Origin of the sequence: Streptomyces zinciresistens K42, assembly GCF_000225525.1 — a bacterium.
In the GTDB taxonomy this organism is placed as follows: Bacteria; Actinomycetota; Actinomycetes; order Streptomycetales; family Streptomycetaceae; genus Streptomyces; species Streptomyces zinciresistens.
Genome location: NZ_AGBF01000096.1, coordinates 1 through 24494, shown reverse-complemented (window position 1 = coordinate 24494; position 24494 = coordinate 1). Strand labels below are relative to the sequence as shown.

Annotated in this window: 23 protein-coding genes; 6 read left to right on the top strand and 17 right to left on the bottom strand. The window is 72.9% G+C overall.

The annotated features are described in order from the left end of the window. Window positions 1-163: 163 nt before the first annotated feature. From SZN_RS22985 to SZN_RS22975, 3 genes are all read left to right on the top strand, one after another. Window positions 164-1519, top strand: a complete 1356-nt coding sequence (locus SZN_RS22985; protein WP_007499168.1) for an aspartate aminotransferase family protein — start codon at window positions 164-166, stop codon at window positions 1517-1519. Window positions 1520-1675: 156 nt separating this feature from the next. Beyond that, entirely contained in the window at window positions 1676-2377 is a 702-nt protein-coding gene (locus SZN_RS22980; protein WP_007499167.1) for a GntR family transcriptional regulator, read from the top strand. 155 nt (window positions 2378-2532) lie between these two features. After that, window positions 2533-3183, top strand: a complete 651-nt coding sequence (locus SZN_RS22975) for a phospholipase D-like domain-containing protein (RefSeq protein ID WP_007499166.1) — start codon at window positions 2533-2535, stop codon at window positions 3181-3183. Here the strand turns inward: SZN_RS22975 and SZN_RS22970 are convergent. Both SZN_RS22970 and SZN_RS22965 read right to left on the bottom strand, forming a co-directional pair. After that, the gene (locus SZN_RS22970; protein ID WP_007499164.1) at window positions 3176-3886 is read right to left on the bottom strand and encodes a hypothetical protein; all 711 of its coding nucleotides are present in this window, start codon (window positions 3884-3886) and stop codon (window positions 3176-3178) included. The genes SZN_RS22975 and SZN_RS22970 overlap by 8 nt on opposite strands. A 582-nt stretch (window positions 3887-4468) precedes the next feature. Further along, window positions 4469-5752 (bottom strand): adenylosuccinate synthase, encoded by a 1284-nt coding sequence (locus SZN_RS22965; protein ID WP_007499162.1) that lies wholly within the window; start codon window positions 5750-5752, stop codon window positions 4469-4471. A 196-nt stretch (window positions 5753-5948) separates the two neighbouring features. On the opposite strand from SZN_RS22965, the gene SZN_RS22960 reads away from it, so the two are divergent. Both SZN_RS22960 and SZN_RS22955 read left to right on the top strand, forming a co-directional pair. Further along, window positions 5949-6800, top strand: coding sequence for a diacylglycerol kinase family protein (locus SZN_RS22960; protein WP_007499160.1), 852 nt, complete (start codon window positions 5949-5951; stop codon window positions 6798-6800). Between the two features lie 125 nt (window positions 6801-6925). Beyond that, the gene (locus tag SZN_RS22955) at window positions 6926-7168 is read left to right on the top strand and encodes a hypothetical protein (RefSeq protein ID WP_043732517.1); all 243 of its coding nucleotides are present in this window, start codon (window positions 6926-6928) and stop codon (window positions 7166-7168) included. On the opposite strand, the gene SZN_RS22950 is transcribed toward SZN_RS22955, so the two are convergent. The 7 genes from SZN_RS22950 to SZN_RS22915 all read right to left on the bottom strand — a co-directional run bounded on the left by SZN_RS22950 (window position 7134) and on the right by SZN_RS22915 (window position 15290). Next, window positions 7134-8351: a cytochrome P450 gene (locus tag SZN_RS22950; RefSeq protein ID WP_007499156.1), complete on the bottom strand. Its 1218-nt coding sequence runs from the start codon at window positions 8349-8351 to the stop codon at window positions 7134-7136. The two genes, SZN_RS22955 and SZN_RS22950, sit on opposite strands and share 35 nt — an antisense overlap. A 64-nt stretch (window positions 8352-8415) precedes the next feature. Beyond that, a complete protein-coding gene (locus SZN_RS22945) occupies window positions 8416-8850 on the bottom strand; it encodes a VOC family protein (RefSeq protein WP_007499154.1) in 435 nt (144 codons plus the stop codon). Between the two features lie 24 nt (window positions 8851-8874). Beyond that, window positions 8875-9540, bottom strand: a complete 666-nt coding sequence (locus SZN_RS22940) for a response regulator (RefSeq protein WP_007499151.1) — start codon at window positions 9538-9540, stop codon at window positions 8875-8877. After that, complete coding sequence (locus SZN_RS22935) at window positions 9537-10871, bottom strand: sensor histidine kinase (protein ID WP_050815107.1); 1335 nt, start codon at window positions 10869-10871, stop codon at window positions 9537-9539. The genes SZN_RS22940 and SZN_RS22935 overlap by 4 nt, the downstream gene beginning before the upstream one ends. Before the next feature lie 490 nt (window positions 10872-11361). After that, window positions 11362-12240, bottom strand: a complete 879-nt coding sequence (locus SZN_RS22925; protein WP_007499146.1) for an alpha/beta hydrolase — start codon at window positions 12238-12240, stop codon at window positions 11362-11364. 371 nt (window positions 12241-12611) lie between these two features. Continuing rightward, complete coding sequence (gene kynU / locus SZN_RS22920) at window positions 12612-13844, bottom strand: kynureninase (protein WP_078508850.1); 1233 nt, start codon at window positions 13842-13844, stop codon at window positions 12612-12614. A gap of 573 nt (window positions 13845-14417) precedes the next feature. Then, entirely contained in the window at window positions 14418-15290 is an 873-nt protein-coding gene (locus tag SZN_RS22915; RefSeq protein WP_007499142.1) for an aldo/keto reductase family oxidoreductase, read from the bottom strand. A gap of 131 nt (window positions 15291-15421) precedes the next feature. Here SZN_RS22915 and SZN_RS22910 point away from each other — a divergent pair, with 131 nt between their 5' ends. After that, window positions 15422-15865, top strand: a complete 444-nt coding sequence (locus SZN_RS22910; protein WP_007499140.1) for a winged helix-turn-helix transcriptional regulator — start codon at window positions 15422-15424, stop codon at window positions 15863-15865. 317 nt (window positions 15866-16182) lie between these two features. Here the strand turns inward: SZN_RS22910 and SZN_RS22905 are convergent, their stop codons facing one another. From SZN_RS22905 to SZN_RS22870, 8 genes are all read right to left on the bottom strand, one after another. Then, the gene (locus SZN_RS22905) at window positions 16183-17907 is read right to left on the bottom strand and encodes a recombinase family protein (RefSeq protein WP_007499138.1); all 1725 of its coding nucleotides are present in this window, start codon (window positions 17905-17907) and stop codon (window positions 16183-16185) included. Window positions 17908-17953: 46 nt separating this feature from the next. Next, a complete protein-coding gene (locus SZN_RS22900) occupies window positions 17954-18817 on the bottom strand; it encodes a tryptophan 2,3-dioxygenase family protein (RefSeq protein WP_007499136.1) in 864 nt (287 codons plus the stop codon). 223 nt (window positions 18818-19040) lie between these two features. Further along, the gene (locus SZN_RS22895; protein ID WP_007499134.1) at window positions 19041-19454 is read right to left on the bottom strand and encodes a DUF3151 domain-containing protein; all 414 of its coding nucleotides are present in this window, start codon (window positions 19452-19454) and stop codon (window positions 19041-19043) included. 88 nt (window positions 19455-19542) lie between these two features. After that, window positions 19543-21006, bottom strand: a complete 1464-nt coding sequence (locus tag SZN_RS22890; protein WP_007499132.1) for an MFS transporter — start codon at window positions 21004-21006, stop codon at window positions 19543-19545. Between the two features lie 72 nt (window positions 21007-21078). Continuing rightward, the gene (fbaA, locus tag SZN_RS22885; RefSeq protein ID WP_007499130.1) at window positions 21079-22101 is read right to left on the bottom strand and encodes a class II fructose-bisphosphate aldolase; all 1023 of its coding nucleotides are present in this window, start codon (window positions 22099-22101) and stop codon (window positions 21079-21081) included. Between the two features lie 170 nt (window positions 22102-22271). Next, complete coding sequence (gene pyrE / locus SZN_RS22880; RefSeq protein ID WP_007499128.1) at window positions 22272-22820, bottom strand: orotate phosphoribosyltransferase; 549 nt, start codon at window positions 22818-22820, stop codon at window positions 22272-22274. Window positions 22821-22830: 10 nt separating this feature from the next. Further along, window positions 22831-23628 (bottom strand): aldose epimerase family protein, encoded by a 798-nt coding sequence (locus tag SZN_RS22875; RefSeq protein WP_007499126.1) that lies wholly within the window; start codon window positions 23626-23628, stop codon window positions 22831-22833. A gap of 73 nt (window positions 23629-23701) precedes the next feature. Then, window positions 23702-24494, bottom strand: a 793-nt coding sequence (locus SZN_RS22870; protein ID WP_007499125.1) for an SRPBCC family protein, incomplete at its 5' end; no start/stop codon positions are given.

Here is a 24494-nt window from a genome sequence, read left to right as displayed (position 1 = left end):
CCCGCCTCACCCGCCGCGCCCGCCGCACCCGCCGCGCCCGCCGCGCCCTCCGCCGCGTGATACCCGCGGCCCCGCCGCCGTCGACAACCTGTCGCGAAAACCCCGGGACCGCAGACAGGACGCCGATACCGCGCCCGGTGAGCCGCTGCCTACGCTCGCCCGCATGACCCCTCATCCCGTTCCCGAGACCGGCGCCGCCGTGAAGGCCGCGGACCGCGCGCACGTCTTCCACTCCTGGTCCGCGCAGGAGCTCATCGACCCGCTCGCCGTCGCCGGTGCGCAGGGGTCGTACTTCTGGGACTACGACGGCAACCGCTACCTCGACTTCACCAGCGGGCTCGTCTACACGAACATCGGCTACCAGCACCCGAAGGTCGTCGCGGCGATCCAGGAGCAGGCCGCGCGGATGACGACCTTCGCCCCGGCCTTCGCGGTCGAGGCGCGCTCGGAGGCGGCGCGGCTGATCGCCGAGCGCACCCCCGGCGACCTGGACAGGATCTTCTTCACCAACGGCGGCGCCGACGCCGTCGAGCACGCCGTGCGGATGGCCCGGCTGCACACCGGCCGGCCCAAGGTGCTCTCGGCGTACCGCTCGTACCACGGCGGTACGCAGCAGGCCGTGAACCTCACGGGCGACCCCCGCCGCTGGCCCTCCGACAGCGGCACGGCCGGCGTCGTCCACTTCTGGGCGCCCTACCTGTACCGCTCCCGCTTCTACGCCGAGACCGAGGAGCAGGAGTGCGCGCGGGCGCTGGAGCACCTGGAGACCACGATCGCCTTCGAGGGGCCCGCGACGGTCGCGGCGATCGTGCTGGAGACGATCCCCGGCACGGCCGGGATCATGGTGCCCCCGTCCGGCTACCTCGCGGGCGTGCGCGCGCTGTGCGACACGTACGGGATCGTCTTCGTGCTGGACGAGGTCATGGCGGGGTTCGGGCGCACCGGTGAGTGGTTCGCGGCCGACCTGTTCGACGTGGTCCCGGACCTGATGACCTTCGCCAAGGGCGTGAACTCCGGGTACGTGCCGCTCGGCGGGGTCGCGATCTCCCCGGCCGTCGCCGAGACCTTCGCCCGGCGGCCCTACCCCGGCGGTCTGACCTACTCGGGGCACCCGCTGGCCTGCGCGGCGGCCGTCGCCACGATCCGGGCCATGGACGAGGAGGGCGTCGTCGCCCACGCCGCCCGGCTGGGCGCCGAGGTGGTCGGTCCGGCCCTGCGCGAGCTGGCCGGGCGCCATCCGAGCGTCGGCGAGGTGCGCGGGACCGGCATGTTCTGGGCCGTCGAACTGGTGCGCGACCGCGAGACCCGCGAACCGCTGGTGCCCTACAACGCGTCCGGCGAGGCGGCCGCCCCGACGGCCGCCTTCGCCGCCGCCGCGAAGGCGCACGGCGTGTGGCCGTTCGTGAACATGAACCGCACCCATGTCGTGCCGCCGTGCAACATCACGGAGCCGGAGCTCAAGGAGGGTCTCGCCGCCCTGGACGCCGCGCTCACGGCGGCGGACGAGTACACCGTCTGACAGGGCCGGGGCGGGGGCCGCGGGGGCGTGCGGAGAGCCGCGTCCGCAGAAACATCCCCCATGGGTCGAACGCGTAAGGTGGCGTGCTCGTAGACATGTACGTGCGCTCGGACACGTGCACGCCACCGCATCGCGACGACGGGAGACGCCCCGACCATGCCCGGCACCGGCGGCAACGGCTCCGTGACGCGGAGCACCCTGCGGCAGCAGCTCGCCGACGCCCTGCGGGACGAGGTGCTGGCCGGACGGCTCCAGGCGGGGCGGGAGTTCACCGTCAAGGAGATCGCCGAGCAGTACGGCGTCTCCGCCACCCCCGTGCGCGAGGCCCTCGTCGACCTGGCCGCGCAGGGCCTGCTGGAGGCCGACCAGCACCGCGGCTTCCGGGTGCACGAGTACTCCGTCGACGACTACCGCGGCATCGTGGAGGCCCGCGCCCTGGTCATCGACGGCATCTTCCATGTGCTGGCCGGTGACCGGGCGGGCCACCGCGACCCCGACGACCCCCGGGTCAGGACCGCCGTCGCCGGGGTGCGCCGTCGCGCCGAGGAGGCCCAGCGGGCCGCGACCGCCGGTGAACTGACCGTGCTCATCGGCTACGACCTGCGCTTCTGGCGCGAGTTGGGCGCCCTGTACGGCAATCCCTACCTCGCCGACTTCCTGCACCGGCTGCGGTTGCAGTCCTGGGTGTGCGCGGTGCAGCATCTGCGCCGGCTCGACGATCTGCGCGGCCACCTGTGGTCCCTGCACACCGACGTCGTCGACGCCCTGCTGCGCCGCGACCTGTCCGCGGCCCGCTCGATCATCGCCGCCCACGACGCCGGTTCGCTCGCCCTGATCGAGCGACTGGCGGCCGGGTGAGCCGTCGGCGGAAGGGTAAGGGACCTGCACGGGCGGGGACCCTCGTGACGGGCCCGCCCGAGGGGATCCGCCCCGGAGCCGCACCGATTACCCTTCCCTGACCACTCTGCTACGCCGGAGCCACGCTGTGCGACCGCTGTGTGAGGAGTCCTCCTTTGGCCTGTGACCTGTGGCTGGTACCGCTCGTCGACGTGTTGTGCCACACGCCCGACAACCCCTTCGCCGAGGAACTCGCGCAATACAACAAGGTGCTGGCCGAGGCCGGACTGCCGCCGGTGCCCGTGTACCAGTACATGCCGGGCCTGTCCGGTGACGTCGCCCCCGTGGCCGGTTTCGACTACGACGCGCTGCACTTCCTGCGGCGGGCGTACCTGCTCCAGATGTGCGGGCTGCCGGTGACCCCGGTGGACGACCTGGGCGGGGACTACGAACAGCTCCTGGAGATGTTCGAGGCGACGGCCAAGCAGTCCCACCTGGTCTGGCACTACGACCACGCGGGCGCCTACGTCCCCGTCGACTTCCCGAGCCCGCTGTCCAGCGACGCGCTCCTCGCGGGCGGCGGCCCGCTCGGTTCCTCGCACGCGCTGCTGCGCGAACTGGAGTCGGTCGCGCAGGTCATCGGCATCGACCCGGCCAGCCCGCCCGCGGCCCCGCAGGCGCCGCTCGCGCCCACCGCCCTGGAGGAGCCGGCCGTACCGGCCCCCTACGACCCGAGCCCCTTCGCCCGCGAGCGCCATGTCTGGCTGGGCCTGCACGCGGCGGCGACCCGGAGCCTGGCCCAGGGCTCGATGATCGTCTTCAGCTGACGCACCCGGTCCGGGGCGGGCGGCGGCCCGCCCGCCCCCGGAACAGCCGCGCGAGACGTCCGCCCGGTGTGCGGAAGTCGACCTCGACCGCCGTCGCGGGCCGGGCGGCCGCCCCCACGGAAGAACGGGGGCCGACCCGCAGCCGGGCCTCGACGTACCCGGCACCGGTCCGCACCCGGCGCGGCGCGTCCCAGGTCACCGCGGCCCGCACCTCGGCACTGCTCGCCCCCCGCCGCCACCACTCCTGCACCAGCGGCGCGAGCCGCAGCGCCTCGGCGCCGCCGAGCGTGAGACGCCGGTCGAAGTCCCCCAACGACAGCAGCAGCCGGGCCGCCTCCGCCCTGCGCGCCCCCGGCGACACGTGCCGGCGCGCCGCTTTTCCGGTTTCACCCGTTGGTGGCCCGGACTCGTACGGCGCCTCGAACACCTCGTAGAGGGGCCGGAGTTGGTCCGCCGGCTGCCCCGCGCGCACCACGCGCCGCAGATACCGCAGTTCCTCCAGCTCACGCAGAGCGGCGGCGATCCGCGACCGCTCCTGGGCGCGGTCCCGGGAGAGCGCGCGCAGGGTGACCCGGGCCCGGTCCGGCAGGGCGAGTAGGTACGTCAGTACGCCGACCGCGCACCAGGAGACGCGCCGGTCGCGGAGGAATGCCGCGGAGAGACCTGAAAAGACGCACTCAGGCGTCGTACGATGAGGGTGCATCCGGAGGTGTGCTCCTGGGTGTCGAGCCCCCGGGTGTTGGCGCACCGCGGGGGCGTTTCGTTCTGGCGTGACTCTAAGGCCATGCAAAGCAGCGGTTGCAAGTCGAAACCGCCTTTTCCCAGGCCGCAGTTCGTGTTCTTCACTCCTGCGAGTGAACAACCCCGCGCAGCAGCAGCGCATGGACGAGCCGGCCGGGTGCTGTGCGGCGGCAGCGCCGACTCAGCGGCCGGGCGCCGCCGTTGAGCGCGGGCACCGGAATGAACGAGACACGCACGTGGAGCGACCCGGCCGAGGTGTCCCCCGGGCGCGGCGCTGTGCGAGGATCCGTCCGCAGGCTCCGGGCCCGGACGGATCACCGGCCCTCACCGATCAGTCGGCGGGCGCGGGAGAGCAACGACGACCGGCACCGGAACCCTCCGCCGGTTCAGGCCGAGCCTCGGCGACGGGGGCGGCGGCAACCGCCTCGAAGCCGCCCCCTGCCCCCGCCTCTCCTCCCCGCCCTCCGCGAACGCGCGGAACGGCGGGGGCCGATGACCCGCGGGTGCTGAGGTCCCGAGGCCGCCGGCCCGGCCGCGGAGCGGTCTACAGGAACGAGTTGATCTCGATCGTCTCGTCCCGGCCCGGACCCACGCCGATCGCGGAGATCGGTGCGCCGGACATCTCCTCCAGCGCCTTGACGTAGTTCCGGGCGTTCTTCGGCAGGTCGGAGAACGACTTGGCGCCGGTGATGTCCTCGGACCAGCCCGGCAGGTTCTCGTAGACGGGCTTCGCGTGGTGGAAGTCCGTCTGCGAGTAGGGCAGTTCCTCGACGCGCCGGCCGTCGATCTCGTACGCCACGCAGACCGGGATCTGCTCCCAGCCGGTAAGGACGTCGAGCTTGGTGAGGAAGAAGTCGGTCAGGCCGTTGACCCGGGTCGCGTAGCGCGCGATCACCGCGTCGAACCAGCCGCAGCGGCGGTCGCGGCCGGTGGTGACGCCCCGCTCGCCGCCGATGCGGCGCAGCGCCTCGCCGTCCGCGTCGAACAGCTCGGTCGGGAACGGGCCCGCGCCGACCCGGGTCGTGTACGCCTTGAGGATGCCGATGACCCGGCTGATCTTCGTGGGGCCCACGCCCGCGCCGGTGCAGGCGCCGCCCGCGGTCGGGTTGCTGGACGTCACGAAGGGGTACGTGCCGTGGTCGATGTCCAGCAGGGTGCCCTGGCCGCCCTCGAAGAGGACCACCTTGTCGTCCTCCAGCGCCTGGTTGAGGACCAGGACGGTGTCGGCGACGTACGGCCGGAGCTTCCCGGCGTAGCCCAGCAGCTCCTCCACGACCTGCTCGACGGCGATCGCGCGGCGGTTGTAGAGCTTGGTGAGCATCTGGTTCTTGACGTCGAGGGCCGCCTCCACCTTCTGGGTGAGGATCGACTCGTCGTACAGGTCCTGGACGCGGATGCCCACGCGGTTGATCTTGTCGGCGTAGGTCGGGCCGATGCCGCGGCCGGTGGTGCCGATCTTCCGCTTTCCGAGGAAGCGTTCCGTCACCTTGTCCACCGTCACGTTGTACGGCGTGATGACATGCGCGTTGCCGCTGATGAGGAGCTTGGACGTGTCGACGCCTCGCTCGTTCAGACCGCTCAGCTCGGAGAGCAGGACCGACGGGTCGACGACGACACCGTTGCCGATGACCGGGGTGCACCCCGGGGACAGGATTCCGGAAGGGAGCAGGTGGAGGGCGTACTTCTGATCACCCACGACCACCGTGTGGCCGGCGTTGTTGCCGCCCTGGTAGCGCACCACATAGTCGACGGATCCGCCTAGCAGGTCCGTCGCCTTTCCCTTGCCTTCGTCACCCCACTGAGCACCGAGCAGCACAAGTGCGGGCACGCGCGTACACCCCTTCCGGGCGGGGCATGTCCAAGGTCAGGGATGTACACGAAGGGTCTCCGCCGTGTACACCACGATCGGCCGCGACCGTCGTTGGCCGCGAACCGTCGTACCGGATGGCCCCGGAATAGACGAGGCCCCTGGCGCAGTAGCGCAAGGGGCTCTTGCACCAAGATGCTACCCGAGGAAGCGAGGCATGGCCGAGGTGGCGACTTTCGCGATGTCCGATCAGCTGCTGGTAGTGATCGATCCGGTTGCTCGGATGACCGACGGTGAGTCCGTCAGGATCGCGAAAGACGTGCTCAGCGCGGGTGCGGCGACGAAGGTCTGCCTGCCGGAGGGCCCGGACGAATTCGCCCGCGCCCTGGCCCGGCGCGGGTCCCGCCGGCCGGTGGTGGTCGGCGACGACCGGGCGCTGACGCGCGCGGTGGCCCTGCTGCACCGCCAGCGGCAGCTGGCCGAATGCGTGCTCTCGGTGGTGCCGGTCGGGCGCGCGCTGTCGCTGGCCGGATCGCTCGGGGTGCCCACGGGGGCGGTCGCGGCGGCCCGCGCGGTGCTGGACGGGGTGGAACGGCGGCTGGACCTGCTGGTCGACGACAGCGACGGGGTCGTGCTGAGCGGGCTGCGCATCCCCCCGGCGCACGGCACGGCCGCGCCCGCCGCGCCGCACGGGCCGGGGCGGCCGTGGCTGCGCTCGTGCCGGTCGCTGGCGCGCACCCTGGTGCCCGCGCGGACCGTCGCGGCGGCCGGGACCGAGGGTCCGGCCCGGCTGCGGGTCGAGGTCGACGGGACGACGCTGGTGGACCTGGACCAGGTGGTGGACGCGGTGTCGGTGACGCCGGGCGCGGCGGGCGTCGCGGCGGTGGAGGTCCACCCGTGCGCGGAGCTCGCCGCCCTGCGCGCCGAGGGCCGCTCGGTCACCGTCTCGGGCGCGCACTTCCGCTACCACGCGGACACGACGACCTCCGGCCCGATCCGCCGGCGCACCTGGACGGTCGGCGAGGGGGCGCTGCGGCTGGTGGTGCCGGGTCCGGCCGGCACCGGCTGAGGCCGCCGGCCGGCCCCGGCGGAAGGTGCGGCCCGGTGGGCGCGCCGGCGTTCCGTCGGGGGCCTCGCCGGCTGAACCCGTGTCTTCCGGGAACCCGCCGCGTCCGGCGGGCGTCCGTGAGGGGTATGGGGCAACGCACACAGGCCGCGGCCGGATGTCTGACCGCCGCGGCGGGCGCGGGGGCCGGGCTCGCCGTGTGGTCCTTCGGCCTCCGGGGCCGCCTGTGGCGCTTCGAGCAGGGCCCGGACTGGAGCGTCCTCTACGCCGAGCTGCCCCTGCTGGTCCTCGGCGGCACCGCCGCCGCCCTGGGCCTGTGGGCGGCGGTGGTACGCCTCAGAGCTCGACGGCGAGTCCCTCCAGCCCCCTGATCACGAAGTTCGGCTTGCGCTCCGGGGCCGCCGTGAGCCGCAGCGTGGGCGCCTGCTCCAGCAGGGCCGCCATCGAGGCGGCCAGCTCGACACGGGCGAGCGGGGCGCCGATGCAGTAGTGGATGCCCGCGCTGAAGGAGATGTGCGGGTTGTCCGCGCGGGCGAGGTCCAGGGCCGCCGGCGCCCGGAAGACCTCCGGGTCGTGGTTGGCGGAGCCGAACAGCAGGGCGACCTCCGCGCCGCGCGGGATCGTCGTGCCGTCGATCTCGATCTCGTCCAGCACCCACCGCTCGAACATCTGGAGCGGGGTGTCGTAGCGCATCAGCTCCTCGATCGCGGACGGGATCAGGGAGTGGTCGGCGCGCAGGGCCGCCAGCTCGCCGGGGTTGCGGAACAGCGCCCACCAGCCGTTGACCGTGGCGTTCACCGTGGCCTCGTGGCCGGCGTTCAGCAGCAGCACCGCCGTGGAGACCATCTCCTGCTCGGTGAGCCGGTCGCCCTCGTCGTGGGCCGCGATCAGACCCGAGATCAGGTCCTCGCCGGGCGCCCGGCGGCGGGCCGCGATCAGCTCCAGCAGATACTCCGAGAACTCCACCGAGGCCCGTACCGCCCGGTCGGCGGCGTCCCGCGACGGGTTCAGCTCGTACATCCCGCAGATGTCCGCCGACCACGGCCGCAGCTGCGCCCGGTCGGCCTCCGGGATGCCCAGCATCTGGGCGATGACCGCGACCGGCAGCGGCTCCGCGACGTCGGCCAGCAGATCGCCGCCGCCCTTCTCGACCAGCGCGGCCACCAGGTCCCCGGCCAGCCGCCGCACGTACGGCTTCAGCGACTCCACCGTGCGCGGCGTGAACGCCTTCGACACCAGCCGGCGGATGCGGGTGTGGTCCGGCGGTTCCAGGTCGAGCATCCCGTGGTCGTTGAGGACGTGGAACGGCTCGTGCTCCGGCGGCGGCGCCGTGCGCCCGAAGTCCTCGTGGCCGAAGCGGTGCTGGTACGTCCGCCCCAGGCGCCGGTCGCGCAGCAGCGCGGAGACGTCCGCGTGGTGCGGGACCAGCCACTGCCGCGTGGGCGCGAACCAGTGCACACGGCCGGCGGCCCGCAGCTCGGCGTAGGCGGGGTACGGGTCGGCGAGGAACGCCGGGTCCCAGGGGTCGAACGCGAGATCGGAAGGAGCTGCCATGCACGGACGGTAGACCGCCGCCCCCCTCCCTGACCAGGGCTCCAGTGCCGCGGCGGGCGACGTCCTAGGACGTGCCGAAGTCGGGGAGGGTGAGCGTGCCGTCCTCGGCGAGGGGGAAACCGGGGTTGTGCGCGACCTCCCAGGCGTGGCCGTCGGGGTCGAGGAAGGCGCCGGACCAGAAGCCGACCGGGTTGCGCGCGGGGGCCTTGGTGACCGTGCCCCCGGCCTGCTCCGCCGCGGCGAGGAGGGCGTCCACCCCGGCCTCGGAGCGCACGTTGTGGGCGAGGACGATCCCGCCGAAGCCGCCGCCGGGCCCCGGCTCCAGACCGCAGTCGCGGGCCAGCTTCTCCCGGCCCCACAGGACCAGGCCGAGGCCGCCCGCCTGGAAGAAGACGGTCTCCTCGACCTCCTGGCCCCGCCAGCCCAGCGCCTCGTAGAAGGCCCTGGAGCGGGCGAGGTCCGAGACCCCCAGCGTGATCAGGGTGATGCGCTGTTCCATGCGCCCACGGTAGCCGCGGGGCGCTCAGCCCGGCGTGACCAGCCGGGCCTCGTAGGCGAACACCGCCGCCTGGGTGCGGTCCCGCAGCCCCAGCTTCACCAGGATCCGGCTGACATGGGTCTTGATCGTCGACTCCGCGACCACCAGCCGCCCGGCGATCTCCGCGTTCGACAGGCCCTGCGCGATCAGCACCAGGACCTCCGTCTCCCGCTCGGTCAGCTCCCCGTACGCCGCGTGCGCGGACGGCATCAGCCGCGGGGAGTCGGACAGCTTGGAGAACTCCGTGATCAGCCGCCGGGTGACGGAGGGGGCGAGCAGCGCCTCCCCGGACGCCACCACCCTTACCCCGTCGGCGAGTTGGCGTGCCGAGGCGTCCTTCAGCAGAAAGCCCGAGGCACCCGCGCGCAGCGCCTGGTACACGTACTCGTCGAGGTCGAAGGTGGTCAGCACCAGCACCTTGGCCGTGCTGTCCGCGGCGACGATCTCGCGGGTGGCCTCGATGCCGTTCAGCTCGGGCATGCGGATGTCCATCAGCACGACGTCGGGGGCGAGTTCACGCACCCGCTGGACCGCCTCGCGGCCGTTGACCGCCTCGCCGACCACCTCGATGTCCGGCATCGCGTTCAGCAGGACGGAGAAGCCCTCGCGCACCATCATCTGATCGTCCGCGATCAGGACGCGGATGGTCATGACGCGTCCTCGGCGCTCGCGACCGGCAGGAACACGGCCACCTCGTAGCCGCCGTCGCCGGTCGGCGCCGCCGTCATCCGGCCGTCGAGCATGGAGACCCGCTCCCGCATCCCGGTGATGCCGTGCCCGGCGCCGGGCGAGGGCTTGACCATGCCGGGCACCGGCGGCGGGCCGTTGACCACGCGCACGCCCAGGCCGCCGAGGACGTACCCGATCTCCACCCTGGCGCTCGCTCCGGGCGCGTGCCGCAGGCTGTTGCTCAGCGCCTCCTGCACGATCCGGTACGCCGACAGCTCGACCCCGGGCGGCAGTTCGCGCACCGCGCCGATGACCGCCTTGTCGACCCGCAGCCCCGCGTCCCGCACGTTCGCCAGGAGCGCGTCGAGGTCGGCGAGGGTGGGCTGCGGCGCCTCGGGCGCCTCGTAGTCCTCGGCGCGTACGACGCCCAGCACCCGGCGCAGCTCGGTCAGCGCCGCGACCGCGTTCTCCCGGATGGTGGCGAAGGCGCGCTCCAGCTCCTCCGGCGGGTTCTCCACCCGGTAGGGGGCGGCCTCCGCCTGGATGGCGACGACCGACATGTGGTGCGCGACGACGTCGTGCAGCTCGCGGGCGATGTTGCTGCGCTCCTCCAGCAGGGTCCGGCGGGAGCGCTCGTGCGCGGTCACCGTCTGCTGGGCGGTCACCTCCTGCCGGGCCTCCTTGCGGGTGTGCCACACGGCGACGGCCAGCAGGATCAGCGCGGACAGGACCAGCATGGCGCCGGTGTTGCTGCCGTAGTAGCCGCCGCTGAGCACGAAGTCCACGACGAAGCCGTAGATCGCGGTGACGGCCCAGATGTAGGCGGCCGTGCGGGGCCTGGTGCGGATCGCCACGACCGTCAGCACGGTCAGGTGGGAGATGAACGCGGCGGGCAGCCACGGCCAGCCCGCCCAGTCGGAGCCGAAGACCTGGCTGACCGGGATGGCGGCCATGGACAGCCAGAACGCCCCCACCGGCCGGAGCATCGTCAGCAGGATCGGCAGCACGGTGACCGGCACGATGACCAGCGCCGCGCCGCCGCTGTCGACGGTCGCGACGAGCAGCGTGATCAGGGCGACGCCGCTGATCAGGGCGTGCGGTGTCCAGGCCGCGTACTCCCGCAGCCGGCCCGGCAGCCGGCGCGTGAGCGGCCCGTCGGTCCTCATCCGCGCCAGCGGACGGTAGGCGAAGGCGTCGTGGATCAGGTCGTGGCGCGGTCCGCGCAGGGCGTCCGCCGCCAGCCGGAACTCGGGGCTGCGCTGCTTGGCCGGGTCCCCCTGCGGCGGGGGCGGCGTCTGGGTCGTCTCGGTCACGTACAGCACCGTAGGCGCACCCCCGTCCCGGGTCGTCCCCACGGAGAGGGGTTCCCCCGGGTCCGTCTCAGGTACTACGGGCAGCGGCGCAGGTCGGACGGGGTCCGGACGCACGGGACGGCCCGGCCCCGAGACCGCGGGCGCGCAGACCGCCGCCCGGTCCGCGAACCAGGGCGAGGCCGCCCCGCCGGACCCTCGGGTCGCGGACGCGGGCGGGAGGGCGCGGGGGCGGGAGGGTGCGGGGGTGGGCGCGGGGGCGGGGGTGGGCGCGTGCGCGGGTGCCACGACCGGACCCGCGAACCACGACGGCGACACGACCACCCGGCCCGAACCACAGGGCGGGCGCCACCACCGGACCCGCCGACCACAGCGCGGGCGCCACCGCCAGCCCGACCGACCACAGCGCGGGCGCCACCACCGGACCCGCCGACCACGACGCGGGCGCCACCGCCGGCCCCGTGCATCGCGGCGCCGGCGCGGGCGCCCCGGCTCACCACGCCAGTTGGGCGATCTCCTCCGCCACCACCGCGCAGGCGTCGGCCGCCGGGTCGATCAGCGGGAAGTGGCCGACCTCCTCCAGCAGGGTCAGCCCGACCACCTCTCCCGCCTTGGCCGCCGCGTCCGCGTACGACTCGGCGACCGCCTGCGGCACCACGAGGTCGGCACGGCCCTGGACCAGGGTCGTCGCGATGCCGGTCGGCAGCAGCAGCGCCGGGTCGGCGTAGGGCCGGCGTTCGGCGTACTCCACACCGCCGCCGAGGAGTTGACGGGCCGCGCCGCCGCACACGTCGAGCTTCCCGGCCGCGGCGAAGTCGGCGATCGGGGCGAGCGCGACCACCCCGCGCAGCGGGGCCGGGCGGCCGGTGCGCCAGGCGGCGTCGGCGGGCAGGACGTGCCGGGCCGCCGCCCACAGCGCCAGGTGGCCGCCGGCCGAGTGGCCGGTGAGCACGGTCCGGCGCGGGTCGGCCCCCGGCACCGCCTCGCGCGCCAAGTCCGCCAGCGCGTCCAGTGCGGCGGCGACGTCGTCGAAGGTGTCCGGCCAGCGCCCGGCGACCGGCGCGCCGCCCCCGGCGTCGTCCGCGCCGCGCCGGTACTCCACGTTGGCGACTGCGAACCCGCGCCGGGCCAGGAAGTCCGCGAACGGCGTGAGGTGCCGGCGGTCGTACGGGGACCGCCACGCACCCCCGTGCAGCACGACGACCAGCGGGACCGAGCCGTCCGCGGGCAGCTCGCCGCGGGGCGCGTAGAAGTCGATCACCTGGTCGGGGTGGTCGCCGTACGCGGCGGTGGCGTCGGGGTCGACGGGCGGGTGCGAGAAGGCCGACTCCTCCTCGGCGGCGTCCCGAGCTGCTGCGACGTCGTCCGGCATGCTCCAACCTCTCAGCGGCGAAACGGATTTGGGCGGCGGAACCGGGGGGTGCGGCCGTTGGCGGGGACGCTATCAGGCGCGTGACGTGCGCGGACACGCGGATGTCACGCTGGGTGAGGGCGACGCGGTTCCGCCCCGCCGCCGCGCTCGCCGCGCAGGGCGCCGGGGCGGCCGGCAGGTGCGCCGGCCTCCGGCCCGGTCCGTCCCGGAGGGCGTACGCACGGACCTCAACAGGCCGCGGCACACGACCAGTTCGGCGCGCACACGGTTCCGGCCGCACGACGCGCCCCCGGTTCACCGAGCGCCACCCACCCCCGCCCCGGGGTGCGCCCGGGGCGGGGGTGGCGGCCCGTCCCGCACGGACCCCGCGCTCAGCCCTCCGCCAGGACCTCCGCCAGGACGCGCGCCGCCCGCTCCGCGTCCGCGAAGCCCACGTACAGCGGTGTGAAGCCGAACCGCAGCACGTCCGGCTGCCGGAAGTCGCCCACCACCCCGCGCGCGACGAGCCGGCGCATCACGTCACCGGCGTCCGGGCAGCGCAGCGCGATCTGGCTGCCGCGCTCGGCGTGCGCCCGCGGGGTCACCGTCTCCACGCGCCCCGGCGCCGCGTACTGCGCCACGCACTCCAGGAAGAAGTCCGTCAGCGCCAGCGACTTGGCCCGCACCGCCTCGATCCGCACCCCGTCCCAGACGTCGAGGGCCGCCTCCAGGGCGAGCATCGAGAGGATGTCGGGGGTGCCGACCCGGCCGCGCGGCGCACCCTCGGCGGGCTCGAACACGGACCGCATGCCGAACGGCTCGGCATGCGAGTTCCACCCCGGCAGCGGGGAGTCGAAACGGTCCTGGAGACCGCCGCGCACATACAGGTACGCCGGTGAACCCGGGCCGCCGTTCAGGTACTTGTAGGTGCAGCCGACCGCCAGGTCGACCCCGTGCTCGTCCAGGCCGACCGGCAGCGCGCCCGCGCTGTGGCACAGGTCCCAGACCGACACCGCGCCCGCCGCGCGCACGGCCGCCGTCAGGGACGGCAGGTCGTGCAGCCGGCCCGTGCGGTAGTCGACGTGGTTGAGCAGGACGGCGGCCGTACGCCCGGACAGCGCGTCCGGCACCTCGGCGGGCGCCACGGGCCGCAGGGTGCGGCCGGTCAGCCGGGCCGCCGACGCGGCGATGTAGCCGTCGGTGGGGAAGGTGCTCGCGTCGACGAGGATCTCGTCGCGGTCCTCCCCGGCCATCCGCACGGCCGCCACCAGCGCCTTGAAGACGTTGACGCTCGTGGAGTCGCCGACCACGATCCGGCCCGCCGCGGCGCCGACCAGCGGGGCGATCCGGTCGCCGATCCGCTCGGGCGCGCTCCACCAGCCGCTCTCGTCCCACGAGCGGATGCGCAGTTCGCCCCACTGCCGGCGGACGACGTCCTCGACCCGTCCGGGGACGTGTGCGGGCAGGGCGCCCAGCGAGTTCCCGTCGAGGTAGACGACGTCGTCGAGGACGAACCGCTCCCGCACGGCGGCGAGTTCGTCGGCCGCGTCCAGCTCGGCGGCCCGGCGGGCCCGCCCGGCCACCGGCTCAGACACGGGACCGCGCCGTCCAGAGAACTCGAACATTAGTCACTACTGGCGAGGCGGCTACTGACCTGCGGAAACGTGGCGTCATGGGTTCAGAGTAGGTGAGCCAGCGGCATCGCTCCAGGCCAGCGGATTGCCGGAGAACGCCACAGGGAGGAACGCGGAACCCGGGACCATGCAGCGATAGGCAGACCGCGCGAGGACAGCAGCCCGCCGTCTCGCCCACGGCAGCCAGTTGGGCCCTGATCGCGATCCCTGCCGCCCGCTGTTCGATCTCGCCGACAAGGCCAGATAGAGTGCCCGACCGCCGCGTGAGGGTCGACCAGCACCAGATGTCCTATTTGCTCCTATACTCGCCAGTAGATAGCGTTTCATGCATAGATCCCCGTGAAGTTGCGCAAGAGTTCTTCGCCCGCTTCGGCGCTGGAGACCTCCCCGGGGCTGCGGCCCTCTTCGGCCGATGTGACACAAGATCCTGACGGTTGATGATCCGAAGTCATCCAGGTGAGGGCGAATCGTCCTGCTTCGGCCCCGGTCGCACGAAGGTGACCGGGGCCGGAAGTCGAACGGCGAGTTCGGGTATGGCTTGTGAACCGTTCAGCTCTGGGCCATTCAGCGGCCGATGCCGTCCAGCTCGGTCAAGTCCTCACGAGAGAGGGAGAGTCCCGCGCCGGCGATGTTCTCGCGCAGGTGGGCCGTCGATGACGTGCCGGGGATGAGCAGGATGTTCGGTGATCGCTGCAGCAGCCAGGCCAGGGCGACGGACATCGGTGTCGCCTGCAGTCGAGCGGCGACCCCCGAGAGGGCCGAGGACTGAAGCGGGGTAAAGCCCCCGAGGGGGAAGAAGGGCACGTACGCGACGCCGTCGGTGGCGAGCCGGTCGATGAGCTTGTCGTCGTGGCGGTGGGCAAGGTTGTACATGTTCTGCACGCACACAATGGGCGCGATGCTCTGCGCCTCGGTGACCTGCTCCTCGGTGGCGTTGCTGACCCCGAGGTGGCGGATCAGGCCCTGCTGCTGGAGTTCCACGAGCGTCTCGAACGCCTCGGCGAGCGAGCCGGGCTGGGGACCTTCGGCGTTGCCGAGTCGGAGGTTGACCAGGTCGAGAACGTCGAGCCGGAGGGACTTGAGATTTTCGTGAACCTGGCGGCGCAGATCTTCGGGTCGCCGGGCCGTGGGCCAGCCACCCTGTTCGTCACGGGTCGCGCCCACCTTGGTCACGATGTGCAGCGACTCGGGATAGGGGTGCAGTGCCTCGCGGATCAACTCGTTGGTGACGCGCGGCCCGTAGGCGTCGCTGGTGTCGATGTGGGTGACACCGAGGTCGACCGCTTCACGCAGAACGGCCAGGGCACCCTCGCGATCGGCCGGCGGCCCCATCACCCACGGCCCGGCCAGTTGCATGGCACCGTAGCCGAACCGGGTGACGGTCAGGGCACCCAGAGTCCAGGTGCCGCCGGGAAGAGAGAGGGAGGGGGTGCTCATCGTGTTGCCTTTCGTCGTGCACTTGGGGGGTGGCGCCTGCTGCCTTCCTGCATCAGCATTGGAGAGAAACTTCCTGTCGGGAAGTAGGCACTTTGGAGTGCGTAACCACCCATCGGTGAGAGGTGCGATCAGTGACGACGACGAAGGCGGCCCAGAAGAGGGCTCAGGCCAAGGTGGAGTACAACGCGTTCCTTGCAGAGTGCCCCAGCCGGCAGCTGCTCGACCGAATCTCGGACAAGTGGGTCGTCCTGATCCTGTGTGCGCTGGGCGGCGACAGCCCTGGCCAGCCGGGCGCGGCACACGCAGACACTCCGAAGGCGATGCGTTACTCCGAGATCTCTCGTCTTCTGGCCGGGGTCAGCCAAAAGATGCTGACCCAGACGCTACGGTCGCTGGAGCACGATGGTCTGCTCACCCGTACCGTGACGCCAACCGTCCCTGTCACCGTCTCCTACGAGCTGACCGACCTCGGCCTCTCGCTCCACCACATGACGCGCGGGCTCAGAAACTGGGCGCAGACACACATGGCCGAGGTCCTCGCAAACCGCGAGAACTACGACGCTCGCACCTCCTGACGACTCACATCCAACCGTCCAACAGCTGCACATTCTCGGCGCTACACCCTCAACTGCGAAGAGCCGGCAAAGGCGCCCTCACACGGCGGAAGGCGCCTTCAAAGAACAGAGATCGCGCCGCTTGCGTGGCCCCTCTCAGCCGGTCGAGCGGGTGGGCGGCGCGAGCGTGCGAGGCGAAGCGCACGGCAGACACTCAGTCGGCCGTCTGCGGCTTCCTGGGGTACGGCAAAGCCCCGCCCGGATATCTCTCCGAACGGGGCTACCGTCTGCCGAACCGGCGTCACGCCACTTGGTCGTGCTCCATCTCCCCAAGCCCTTCAGTGGCCCACACGATCGTGACCCGCTCCCCCTTTCCAAGCCTTACCCCGGACCGCCCTCTCTCGCGTCTCCGCCTTGCGGACGATGACCCGATTCACGAACAGCGCGAGGAGGTTCCGTCGCGCTGTGAGGTCAGCCTTGGCCCACCACGTACCCGGTCCGATCGAATCACCCTCGATCGCATCCGAGTCACACTCCAGCCATGACGCGATGGGCAGTTCAGGCACGTCCAAAGCGGCAAGGGCGGCGATGCGTTCCTCTGCTGCCGCCATGCGGTCTTCCTGCGCCGCAACGTCCGAAGTCCAGCGCTTGCGGCCGATCTCGGTCCGCGTGTAGCTGTCCTGAACGTCGTAGAGCTGTTCCAGGGCCCTCGCCACGTCGGCCCGCTCCGCCACGAGCGCGGCGCGCTCCTGGGCCGTTTCCGTGGGTTCTGTGGTCTCTCCTAGGCGTTTCTGCGCCTCATACAGGATGTCCCCTGCCGCTTCGTCGTCCTCGGCGGTCTCGATGATCGCGAAGACGCGACGCGCCACGTAGTCGTCCAGCAGAGGTTGGGAGATGGCCGAGGTTCCCGTGTGCTGGCCGGGCACCACCATGCCGGTCGGGCGGGAGCACCGGTACGTGCTCTGCCGGGCGTCCGGCTTGACTGCCGCTGCGGACTTCATGGACCGCCCGCACTCGCAGTAGAGCATCCCGGTCGACGTGAGCAAGTTCCGTGAGAATCCTGACCACTTACGAGTTGAGCGGACCTTGATCCACTCCTGAAGCTGCCACCACTCGGCAGCCTCAAGGATGGGCTCCCATGCCGTAACAGGCTCGCCGTGTTCGTCGCGGACGATCCGGTACTCAGCGACGGTCTTGGTGCGCGTGCCGTCGTCCCGCATCTTGTAGACCGGCTCCGTGTGGTACCCCGCGAGGGTCGGGTCACGGAGAATGCGAGTCAGGGTGTTGGGCCGCCACCCGCTGTCCTTGCGCGCCTTACCCGTTGTCGCGCCCCGCGTGGGTACGCCGTCGCGGTTGAGCTTGGCGGCAAGCCAACCGATCGAACCGGGCATGACCCGGCCGTCGCCAGGTTGGCGAACGTGGGGGTTCTCCTTGTGGTACTTGATCAGCTCCCACAGGTCCCGAATCACTTTCGCTTCTTCGGGATGCGCCGTCAGCACCTGCACGACGATGGGGCGCCCGTCGGGAGTCCGGCGGGTCTCGGGAGTCAGCTTCCGACCGTACGGAGCCGTGCCCCCGATGTACCCGCCGGCCTCCTTCGCGAGCAGCTTGGCGCCGTTGACTGCCGCGCTGCGGTTCTTGCTCTCGTTGTGGGCGGCGTCAAGGCGCATGATCAGGTGGATCAGGTCCATGAGGTTGCCCTTGCGGAACTCCCCCTCGGTGACACTGACGATCGTGACACCGAGGTTGAGCAGTTCCGTGACGACCGGGATCGCGTCCAGCGGTTCCATCCGCGACAGGCGCGAGATGCAGTAGACGATGATCATGTTCACGCGGCCTGCGCGGCAGTCCTTGAGGAGACGCTCATAGGCCGGGCGTTCCTTGCCGTTGAACGCCGAGATGCCTATGTCCTCATAGTGGCCGACCCACTGCACATCGGCCCCCGCCGCCCTGCGCCGGTCTGCCTCGCCCCTGTTCGCAGCGCGCTGCGTGGCGGGGCTCGCTTCGCTCTTGTTGGCGCGGGCGGCGGACTGACGTTCATAGCCTGCTGCGTGGATGCTCATGCCTGTGACCACTCCTGGCGGACTCATGGCCACGCTCTACGGAATGTCACGTGGCCAATGTGCGAGAACTCCACAGCTCCGGGAAGACGTTCTTGCGCGCCCGCTTCTCCAGCCAGGCCACCCCGGCCGAGCCGCCGGTGCCCGCCTTGGCGCCCATCGCGCGGCGGGTGGCGACCAGGTGGTCGTTGCGCCAGCGCCACACCAGCTCGGCGACGTCGGTCAGCGCCTCGCCCAGCCGCGTGAGCTCGGCGTTCTGGTCCCCGGCGTAGATCCCGGCCCACACCTCCTCGACCTCGTCGCAGGGCTCGTAGCGCCGCGACACGTCCCGCTTGAGGACGGCTTCGGGGACCGGGTGGCCCCGCCGGGCGAGGAAGCGCAGCACCTCGTCGTAGAGGCCGGGCTCGTGCAGGGCCTTCTCCAGCTCCGCGTGGGCGCGGGGGGCGCCGCGGTGCGGCACCAGCATGGACGCGGACTTCTCGCCGAGCAGGAACTCCATCCGCCGGTACATCGCCGACTGGAAGCCGGAGCCCTCGCCGAGGGCGCCGCGGTAGGCGTTGAACTGGGCCGGCGTGAGCTGGCCGAGCGGCTTCCAGGAGGCGTTGAGGGCGTCCAGTTCGCGCACGGAACGCTTCAGGGCGTCGATCGCCGCACCGGGCCGGTCCGCGCGCAGAGCCCGCGCCGCGGTCTCCCACTCGTGGACGACGACCGTGAACCACAGCTCCATGACCTGGGTCGTGACCAGGAAGACCATCTCGCCGGGGTCCTCGGAGAGGGTGTGCTGGAGGTGGGTGAGCACGTCCGCCTTGACGTAGTCCTCGTAGGGCGTCGTGCCGGCGAAGTCGAGATGCGGGGTCTCGGGCTCCTGAGCCTCCGCGGATTCCTCCGCGGTCCGATGAGCCTGCTGGGACATTGCTGTCTCCTGTGTAACTCCGGGTAGCGGTCCGCCCTGCCGTTGTCGGCAAAGGGGCCCCGGTCCCCACTCGGCATCCTCAGCCATCCCCCGGAGCGGCGCAAGGCCCGCCTGGTCACACGGGCGGGCCTCACGGAAGGGGACAGCGGACCGGCCCCGGACGGGCGTGTTTCGAAAGTGGCGTCGTCTGCCCGCCGGGCGGACGGGACTTTCGAAACACGCCCTATCCCAGGGTCTGGGCGGCGGTCGGCGAGGAGTCCTTCAGGAACTGCGAGCAGCGCTCGTGCTCCTCCTGCTCGCCGATGGACCCGGCGGCGCGGGCGAGGGCGCGCAGGGCGCGCAGGAAGCCGCGATTGGGCTCGTGCTCCCAGGGCACCGGTCCGTGGCCCTTCCAGCCGCTGCGGCGCAGGGCGTCCAGACCGCGGTGGTAGCCCGTGCGGGCGTAGGCGTACGACTCCACGACGCTGCCCCGCTCGAACGCCTCGTCGGCCAGCTGGGCCCAGGCCAGCGAGGAGGTCGGGTACTTCGCGGCGACGTCCGCGGGAGCGGTGCCGCCGGCGAGCAGCTCGCGCGGCTCGGGGTCGTCGGGCAGGTGGGTCGGGGGCGGTCCCCCGAGGAGGTCTTGGTGAATGGCCATGAGGTCCAGTCTGGCCCATCGGCCGGGCACGGGGACGCCGGGCGGCCCGTACCCGCCGGGCGACGGCCCGCCGGGCGGGTACGGGCCGCTACAGGCGGCCCCCGCCGCGGTCCCCCTCCAGGGGCGGGGCGGCCAGGCCGCCGTGGGTGAGGCACTCCGGTCTGCGGCATCCGGGCGGCAGCGGGCGGACCGTCACGAAGGCGATCACCGCGCCCGCCACCAGCAGGCCCGCGCAGATCGGCATGGCCCGGTCGAACGCGGCGTCGAAGGCGTCGGCCGAGCGGTACGCCCCTTCGCCCATCCCGGCGACCAGGGGCAGCGCGGCCACCGCGATCAGGCCCGCCGCGCGGGCCGCCGCGTTGTTGATGCCGCTGGCCAGGCCCGCGCGGGCGGTGTCCACGGAGGCCAGCACGGTGGCGGTGAGCGGGGCGACCAGGGTGACCATGCCGAGGCCGAGGACGAGCAGCGCGGGCAGCACGTCCACGACGTACGCGGCGTCCTCGCCCACCCGCAGCATCAGCAGCATCCCGGCCGCGCACAGCAGCGGTCCGACGGTCAGCGGGATGCGCGGGCCGATGCGGTCGGCGAGGGCGCCCGAGCGGGCCGAGAACAGCAGCATCAGACCCGTCGTCGGCAGCAGGGCGGTGCCGGCGGCCAGCGCCGAGTAGCCGGCGACGACCTGGAGCTGGAGCGTGCCGAGGAAGAAGAAGCCGCCGAAGGCCGCGTAGACGCAGAGCGTGACGAGGTTGACCGAGGTGAACCGGCGCGAGCGGAAGATGTCCGGCGGCATCATCGGGTCGGGCCGGTGGCGCTCGACGTGCACGAAGGCGAACCCGGTGGCCACGCCCGCCGCGCCGATGAGCCCGACGGCCGCCGAGCCGTTGGGGGCCTCGATCAGGGCGTAGGTCACCAGCGCCAGTGCCAGGGCGCCCAGGAAGGCGCCGAGGACGTCGAAGCGGCCGTGCCGGGCGCCGCCGCCCGACTCGGGGACGTGCCGTACGGCGATGGGCGCGCACACCAGCGCCAGCGGGACGTTGAGCAGGAACACCCAGCGCCAGCCCGGCCCGTCCACCAGCCAGCCGCCCACGAAGGGGCCGACGGCGGCGCCGATGCCGCCGAACCCCGACCACAGGCCGACCGCCCGCGCCCGGTCGTCGGGGTGGAAGGACGCCTGGATCAGGGCCAGGGACCCGGGGGTCAGCAGGGCGCCGCCGACGCCCTGGAGCGCGCGGGCGGCGATGAGCATGTCCGCGTTCGGGGCGAGCCCGCACAGCAGGGAGGCGAGGGCGAACCAGACCACGCCCACCACGAACACCCTGCGGCGCCCGTAGCGGTCGCCGAGGGAGCCGCCGAGCAGGATCAGCCCGGCCAGGGTGAGCATGTAGGCGTTGACCGTCCACTGGAGCGCCGCGAGGTCGGCGTCGAGGTCGCGGCCGATGCGCGGGAGGGCGACGTTGACGACGGTCGAGTCCAGCATCGCCATGCTGGAGCCGAGGACGGTGGTGAGCAGGATCCACTTGCCCTGCGGGGAGGCGAGCCGGACGTCGGGCATGCCCCAGGTATACAGCGAGCCGGGTGCGCGGGCACCCGGCTCGCTGCGGCCGGCCTCGCGGGCCGGGCCCGGCTACTTGATGCGGGTGCCCGCGGAGCGCAGGTTCCCGCACGCCTCGACGACGCGCGCGGCCATCGACGCCTCGGCGAGCTTGCCCCAGGTGCGCGGGTCGTAGGTCTTCTTGTCGCCGACCTCGCCGTCGACCTTCAGGACGCCGTCGTAGTTCTGGAACATGTGGGCCGCCACCGGACGCGTGAAGGCGTACTGGGTGTCGGTGTCGATGTTCATCTTGACGACGCCGTTCTCCAGGGCGATCGCGATCTCCTGCTCGGAGGAGCCGGAGCCGCCGTGGAAGACGAAGTCGAAGGGGGACGCCTTGCCGTACTTGGCGGCGACGCCGTCGTTCAGCTCCTTCAGGAGTTCCGGGCGCAGGACGACGTTGCCCGGCTTGTACACGCCGTGGACGTTGCCGAAGGAGGCGGCGAGGAGGTAGCGGCCCTTCTCGCCGAGGCCGAGGGCCTCGACGGTGCGGATCGCGTCGTCGACGGTGGTGTAGAGGGAGTCGTTGATCTCGTGCGAGACGCCGTCCTCCTCGCCGCCGGTCGGCGTGATCTCGACCTCCAGGATGATCTTCGCGGCGCGGGCCCGCTCCAGCAGTTCCTGGGCGATGGACAGGTTGTCGGCGAGGGTCTCGGCCGAGCCGTCCCACATGTGCGACTGGAAGAGCGGGTTCTCGCCGCGCCCGACGCGCTCCTCGGAGACCGCGATCAGCGGACGGACGTACCCGTCGAGCTTGTCCTTGGGGCAGTGGTCCGTGTGCAGGGCGACCGTGACGTCGTACTTCGCGGCGACGATGTGCGCGAACTCGGCCAGGGCGACGGCGCCGACGACCATGTCCTTGCTGTGCTGGCCGCCCAGGAACTCGGCGCCACCCGTGGAGATCTGGATGATGCCGTCGCTCTCCGCCTCCGCGAAGCCGCGCAGGGCCGCGTGCAGGGTCTGGGAGGAGGTCACGTTGATGGCCGGGTAGGCGAACTTGCCTGCCTTCGCCCGGTCGAGCATCTCGTTGTAGACCTCGGGGGTTGCGATGGGCATCTGTCCGCTCCTTGGAGTGTGCGGGTCGGCGTACCGAGTACGGCGTCGTGGCTTACGGCCCTGACCTAGACCTGGGGATGCGACGTCATCGTCGGCCCCATCTTTCCAGACGAACCGGGATGGTCCGAGCGCCTGTCACCGGCCGGTACGGGCGCGCGTGCGGACGGGCGTCAGTCCAGGCCGAGTTCGTCCTTGGAGTAGGCGAAGAGGTACGGCACTCCCGCCCCGTCCCGGATCTTCTCGGCGGCGCCGGTCGCCCGGTCGACGATCGTGGCGACGGCGACGACCTCGGCGCCGGCCTCGCGCACGGCCTCGACGGCGGCGAGCGGGGAGCCGCCGGTGGTGGAGGTGTCCTCGACGACGAGCACCCGGCGGCCCGCGATGTCCGGGCCCTCGACGCGGCGCTGGAGGCCGTGCGCCTTGGCGGCCTTGCGCACGACGAAGGCGTCGAGGCGCCTGCCGCGCGCGGCGGCGGCGTGCAGCAGGGCGGCGGCGACCGGGTCGGCGCCCATGGTGAGCCCGCCGACCGCGTCGAACTCCAGCTCGTCGGTGAGGTCCAGGAGCACCTGCCCGACGAGCGGGGCGGCCTCCCCGTCGAGCGTGACGCGGCGCAGGTCGACGTAGTAGTCGGCTTCGAGGCCCGACGACAGGGTCACCTTGCCGTGCACCACGGCCTTGTCCTTGATCTGGTTCAGCAGCTCGCCGCGTACGTCAGTCATGGCGCCCAGCTTAGAGGCGCCGCCAGTGCCAGACGGTCGTGGCCTCCAGCGGCTCCAGGGGTGTGACCAGGCGGGGGAGGGTGTTCAGGCCGTTGGGCGGGCCGGTCTGGGGCTCCACGCAGACGGCGGCCTCCTGCTCGTCGTAGACGACGACCCACTCCTCGCGGCTGGTCACCCTCAGCTCCAGCTGACCCGGCCAGGTGAGCGTGACGTCGACGCCGCCGGGCATACCGAAGCAGTCGTCCCAGGGGCCGGGCAGCGGGTCGATCCGCTCGCCGGTGGGCAGGTGGTCCGCGCCGCGCCGCTCCTGCCAGGCGGGGTCGAAGGCGAGGCGCACGGCCTGGGCGCCGTCGCCGCCGAGGGTGCGGTTGAACCAGGGGTGCCAGCCGATCTGCGCCGGGAAGGACGAGTCGTACGTCTCGACCGACATGGTGAGGCTGAGGCTGTCCGCGGTGAGGGCGACGACCTGGGTGACGCGTCCGGGGCGGGGCCAGGGGGCGACCAGGTCGTAGGTGAGGACGGCTTCGTCGGCGCCGGCCCGTGCGGTCTTCCAGGCGCCCTCGCGGGCGGTGCCGTGGATGGCGTTCGGCGGGGCGTTGAGCGGCATCTGCCGCACCTCGCCGCCGTCGAGGAACCGGCCGTCGCGGATGCGCCCGCACCAGGGGACCATCGGGAAGCAGCCGAACCGCTCCCCCTGGCGCAGCAGTTCCCGCCCGCCGACGCGCAGCCCCGCGAGCCGTCCGCCGTTGCCCGGCAGCACGTCCGCCTCCGCGTCGCCCGCGGTCAGCGTGATCTGTTCGTCGCTCACGCCACGACCCTACTGCGGCGATCAAGCCCCCGGCGGCGCGCGTCCCCCGCCGCCGCGGGCCGCGCGGGCCGGGTCAGCGGCGGCGGCGCAGTACGCGGCTGACGACGATCGCGGAGGCCAGCACCACCGCGGCGGCCGGGGCCGCCCAGCGCAGGGCGGTGCCCGCCGCGACGGTCTGCGGTGCGGGAACCGGCGCGTACCGTCCGCGCGGCGGGGCGTGGTCGACCTCCTCGGCGCTGCGCCCGATCATCGTGCGGCGCGCGTGGGCGGCCTCCGCGATCTCCGTGTCCTCGTCCGCCTCGTCCGCCTCGTCCGCCTCGTCGGCCCCGGCCCGGTCGGCCGTGTCGGCCGTGTCGGCCGTGTCCGCCGCGTCCGCCCGGGGGTCCGGCGGCGGCGCCTCGGCGTCGGACGCCCGCTCGGGCGCCGGTTCGGGCGCCGGTTCGGGCGCCGGTTCGGGGGCCGCGGGGTCGTCCTGGTCCGGTGTCGTCCCGGCGTCGCCGGTCGCACCGGCTGCGGACGCGCCCGGCGCCGGCTCCTGCGCCTCGTGGTCGTCGCTCTCCCCGGCGACGGCGCCCAGTCGCGCCGCGAACCGGTTCAGCAGCCGGGTCACGGCCGAGGCGACCGACTCGGTGTCGAACTCCGCGACCCGTCCGTCCGCGGTGGCGGTCCCCGCGAAGGCGACGGCGGACCCGCCCTCGGCCGGGGTGACCCGCAGCGTGAGCGACAGCTTGACCGTGCCGCTGCCGCGCGCCTCGGCGGCGTCGCCCTCGACGGCGTACGCGCCGTCCTCGCGCCCGGTCACGCGCACGGCCACACCGTCACCTACCGCGGGGCCGTGCGCGTGACCGGGCGCGAGGACGGCGCGT

Bases quoted from the DNA above. Each gene is read 5' to 3' on its own strand.
- pyrE (WP_007499128.1), bottom strand. From the start codon at position 22,820: ATGACTGACGTACGCGGCGAGCTGCTGAACCAGATCAAGGACAAGGCC.
- SZN_RS22905 (WP_007499138.1), bottom strand. From the start codon at position 17,907: ATGAGCATCCACGCAGCAGGCTATGAACGTCAGTCCGCCGCCCGCGCC.
- SZN_RS22915 (WP_007499142.1), bottom strand. From the start codon at position 15,290: ATGAGCACCCCCTCCCTCTCTCTTCCCGGCGGCACCTGGACTCTGGGT.
- kynU (WP_078508850.1), bottom strand. From the start codon at position 13,844: ATGTTCGAGTTCTCTGGACGGCGCGGTCCCGTGTCTGAGCCGGTGGCC.
- SZN_RS22945 (WP_007499154.1), bottom strand. From the start codon at position 8,850: ATGGAACAGCGCATCACCCTGATCACGCTGGGGGTCTCGGACCTCGCC.
- fbaA (WP_007499130.1), bottom strand. From the start codon at position 22,101: ATGCCCATCGCAACCCCCGAGGTCTACAACGAGATGCTCGACCGGGCG.
- SZN_RS22925 (WP_007499146.1), bottom strand. From the start codon at position 12,240: ATGCCGGACGACGTCGCAGCAGCTCGGGACGCCGCCGAGGAGGAGTCG.
- SZN_RS22890 (WP_007499132.1), bottom strand. From the start codon at position 21,006: ATGCCCGACGTCCGGCTCGCCTCCCCGCAGGGCAAGTGGATCCTGCTC.
- SZN_RS22950 (WP_007499156.1), bottom strand. From the start codon at position 8,351: ATGGCAGCTCCTTCCGATCTCGCGTTCGACCCCTGGGACCCGGCGTTC.
- SZN_RS22980 (WP_007499167.1), top strand. From the start codon at position 1,676: ATGCCCGGCACCGGCGGCAACGGCTCCGTGACGCGGAGCACCCTGCGG.
- SZN_RS22970 (WP_007499164.1), bottom strand. From the start codon at position 3,886: ATGCACCCTCATCGTACGACGCCTGAGTGCGTCTTTTCAGGTCTCTCC.
- SZN_RS22985 (WP_007499168.1), top strand. From the start codon at position 164: ATGACCCCTCATCCCGTTCCCGAGACCGGCGCCGCCGTGAAGGCCGCG.
- SZN_RS22900 (WP_007499136.1), bottom strand. From the start codon at position 18,817: ATGTCCCAGCAGGCTCATCGGACCGCGGAGGAATCCGCGGAGGCTCAG.
- SZN_RS22895 (WP_007499134.1), bottom strand. From the start codon at position 19,454: ATGGCCATTCACCAAGACCTCCTCGGGGGACCGCCCCCGACCCACCTG.
- SZN_RS22940 (WP_007499151.1), bottom strand. From the start codon at position 9,540: ATGACCATCCGCGTCCTGATCGCGGACGATCAGATGATGGTGCGCGAG.
- SZN_RS22960 (WP_007499160.1), top strand. From the start codon at position 5,949: ATGGCCGAGGTGGCGACTTTCGCGATGTCCGATCAGCTGCTGGTAGTG.
- SZN_RS22955 (WP_043732517.1), top strand. From the start codon at position 6,926: ATGGGGCAACGCACACAGGCCGCGGCCGGATGTCTGACCGCCGCGGCG.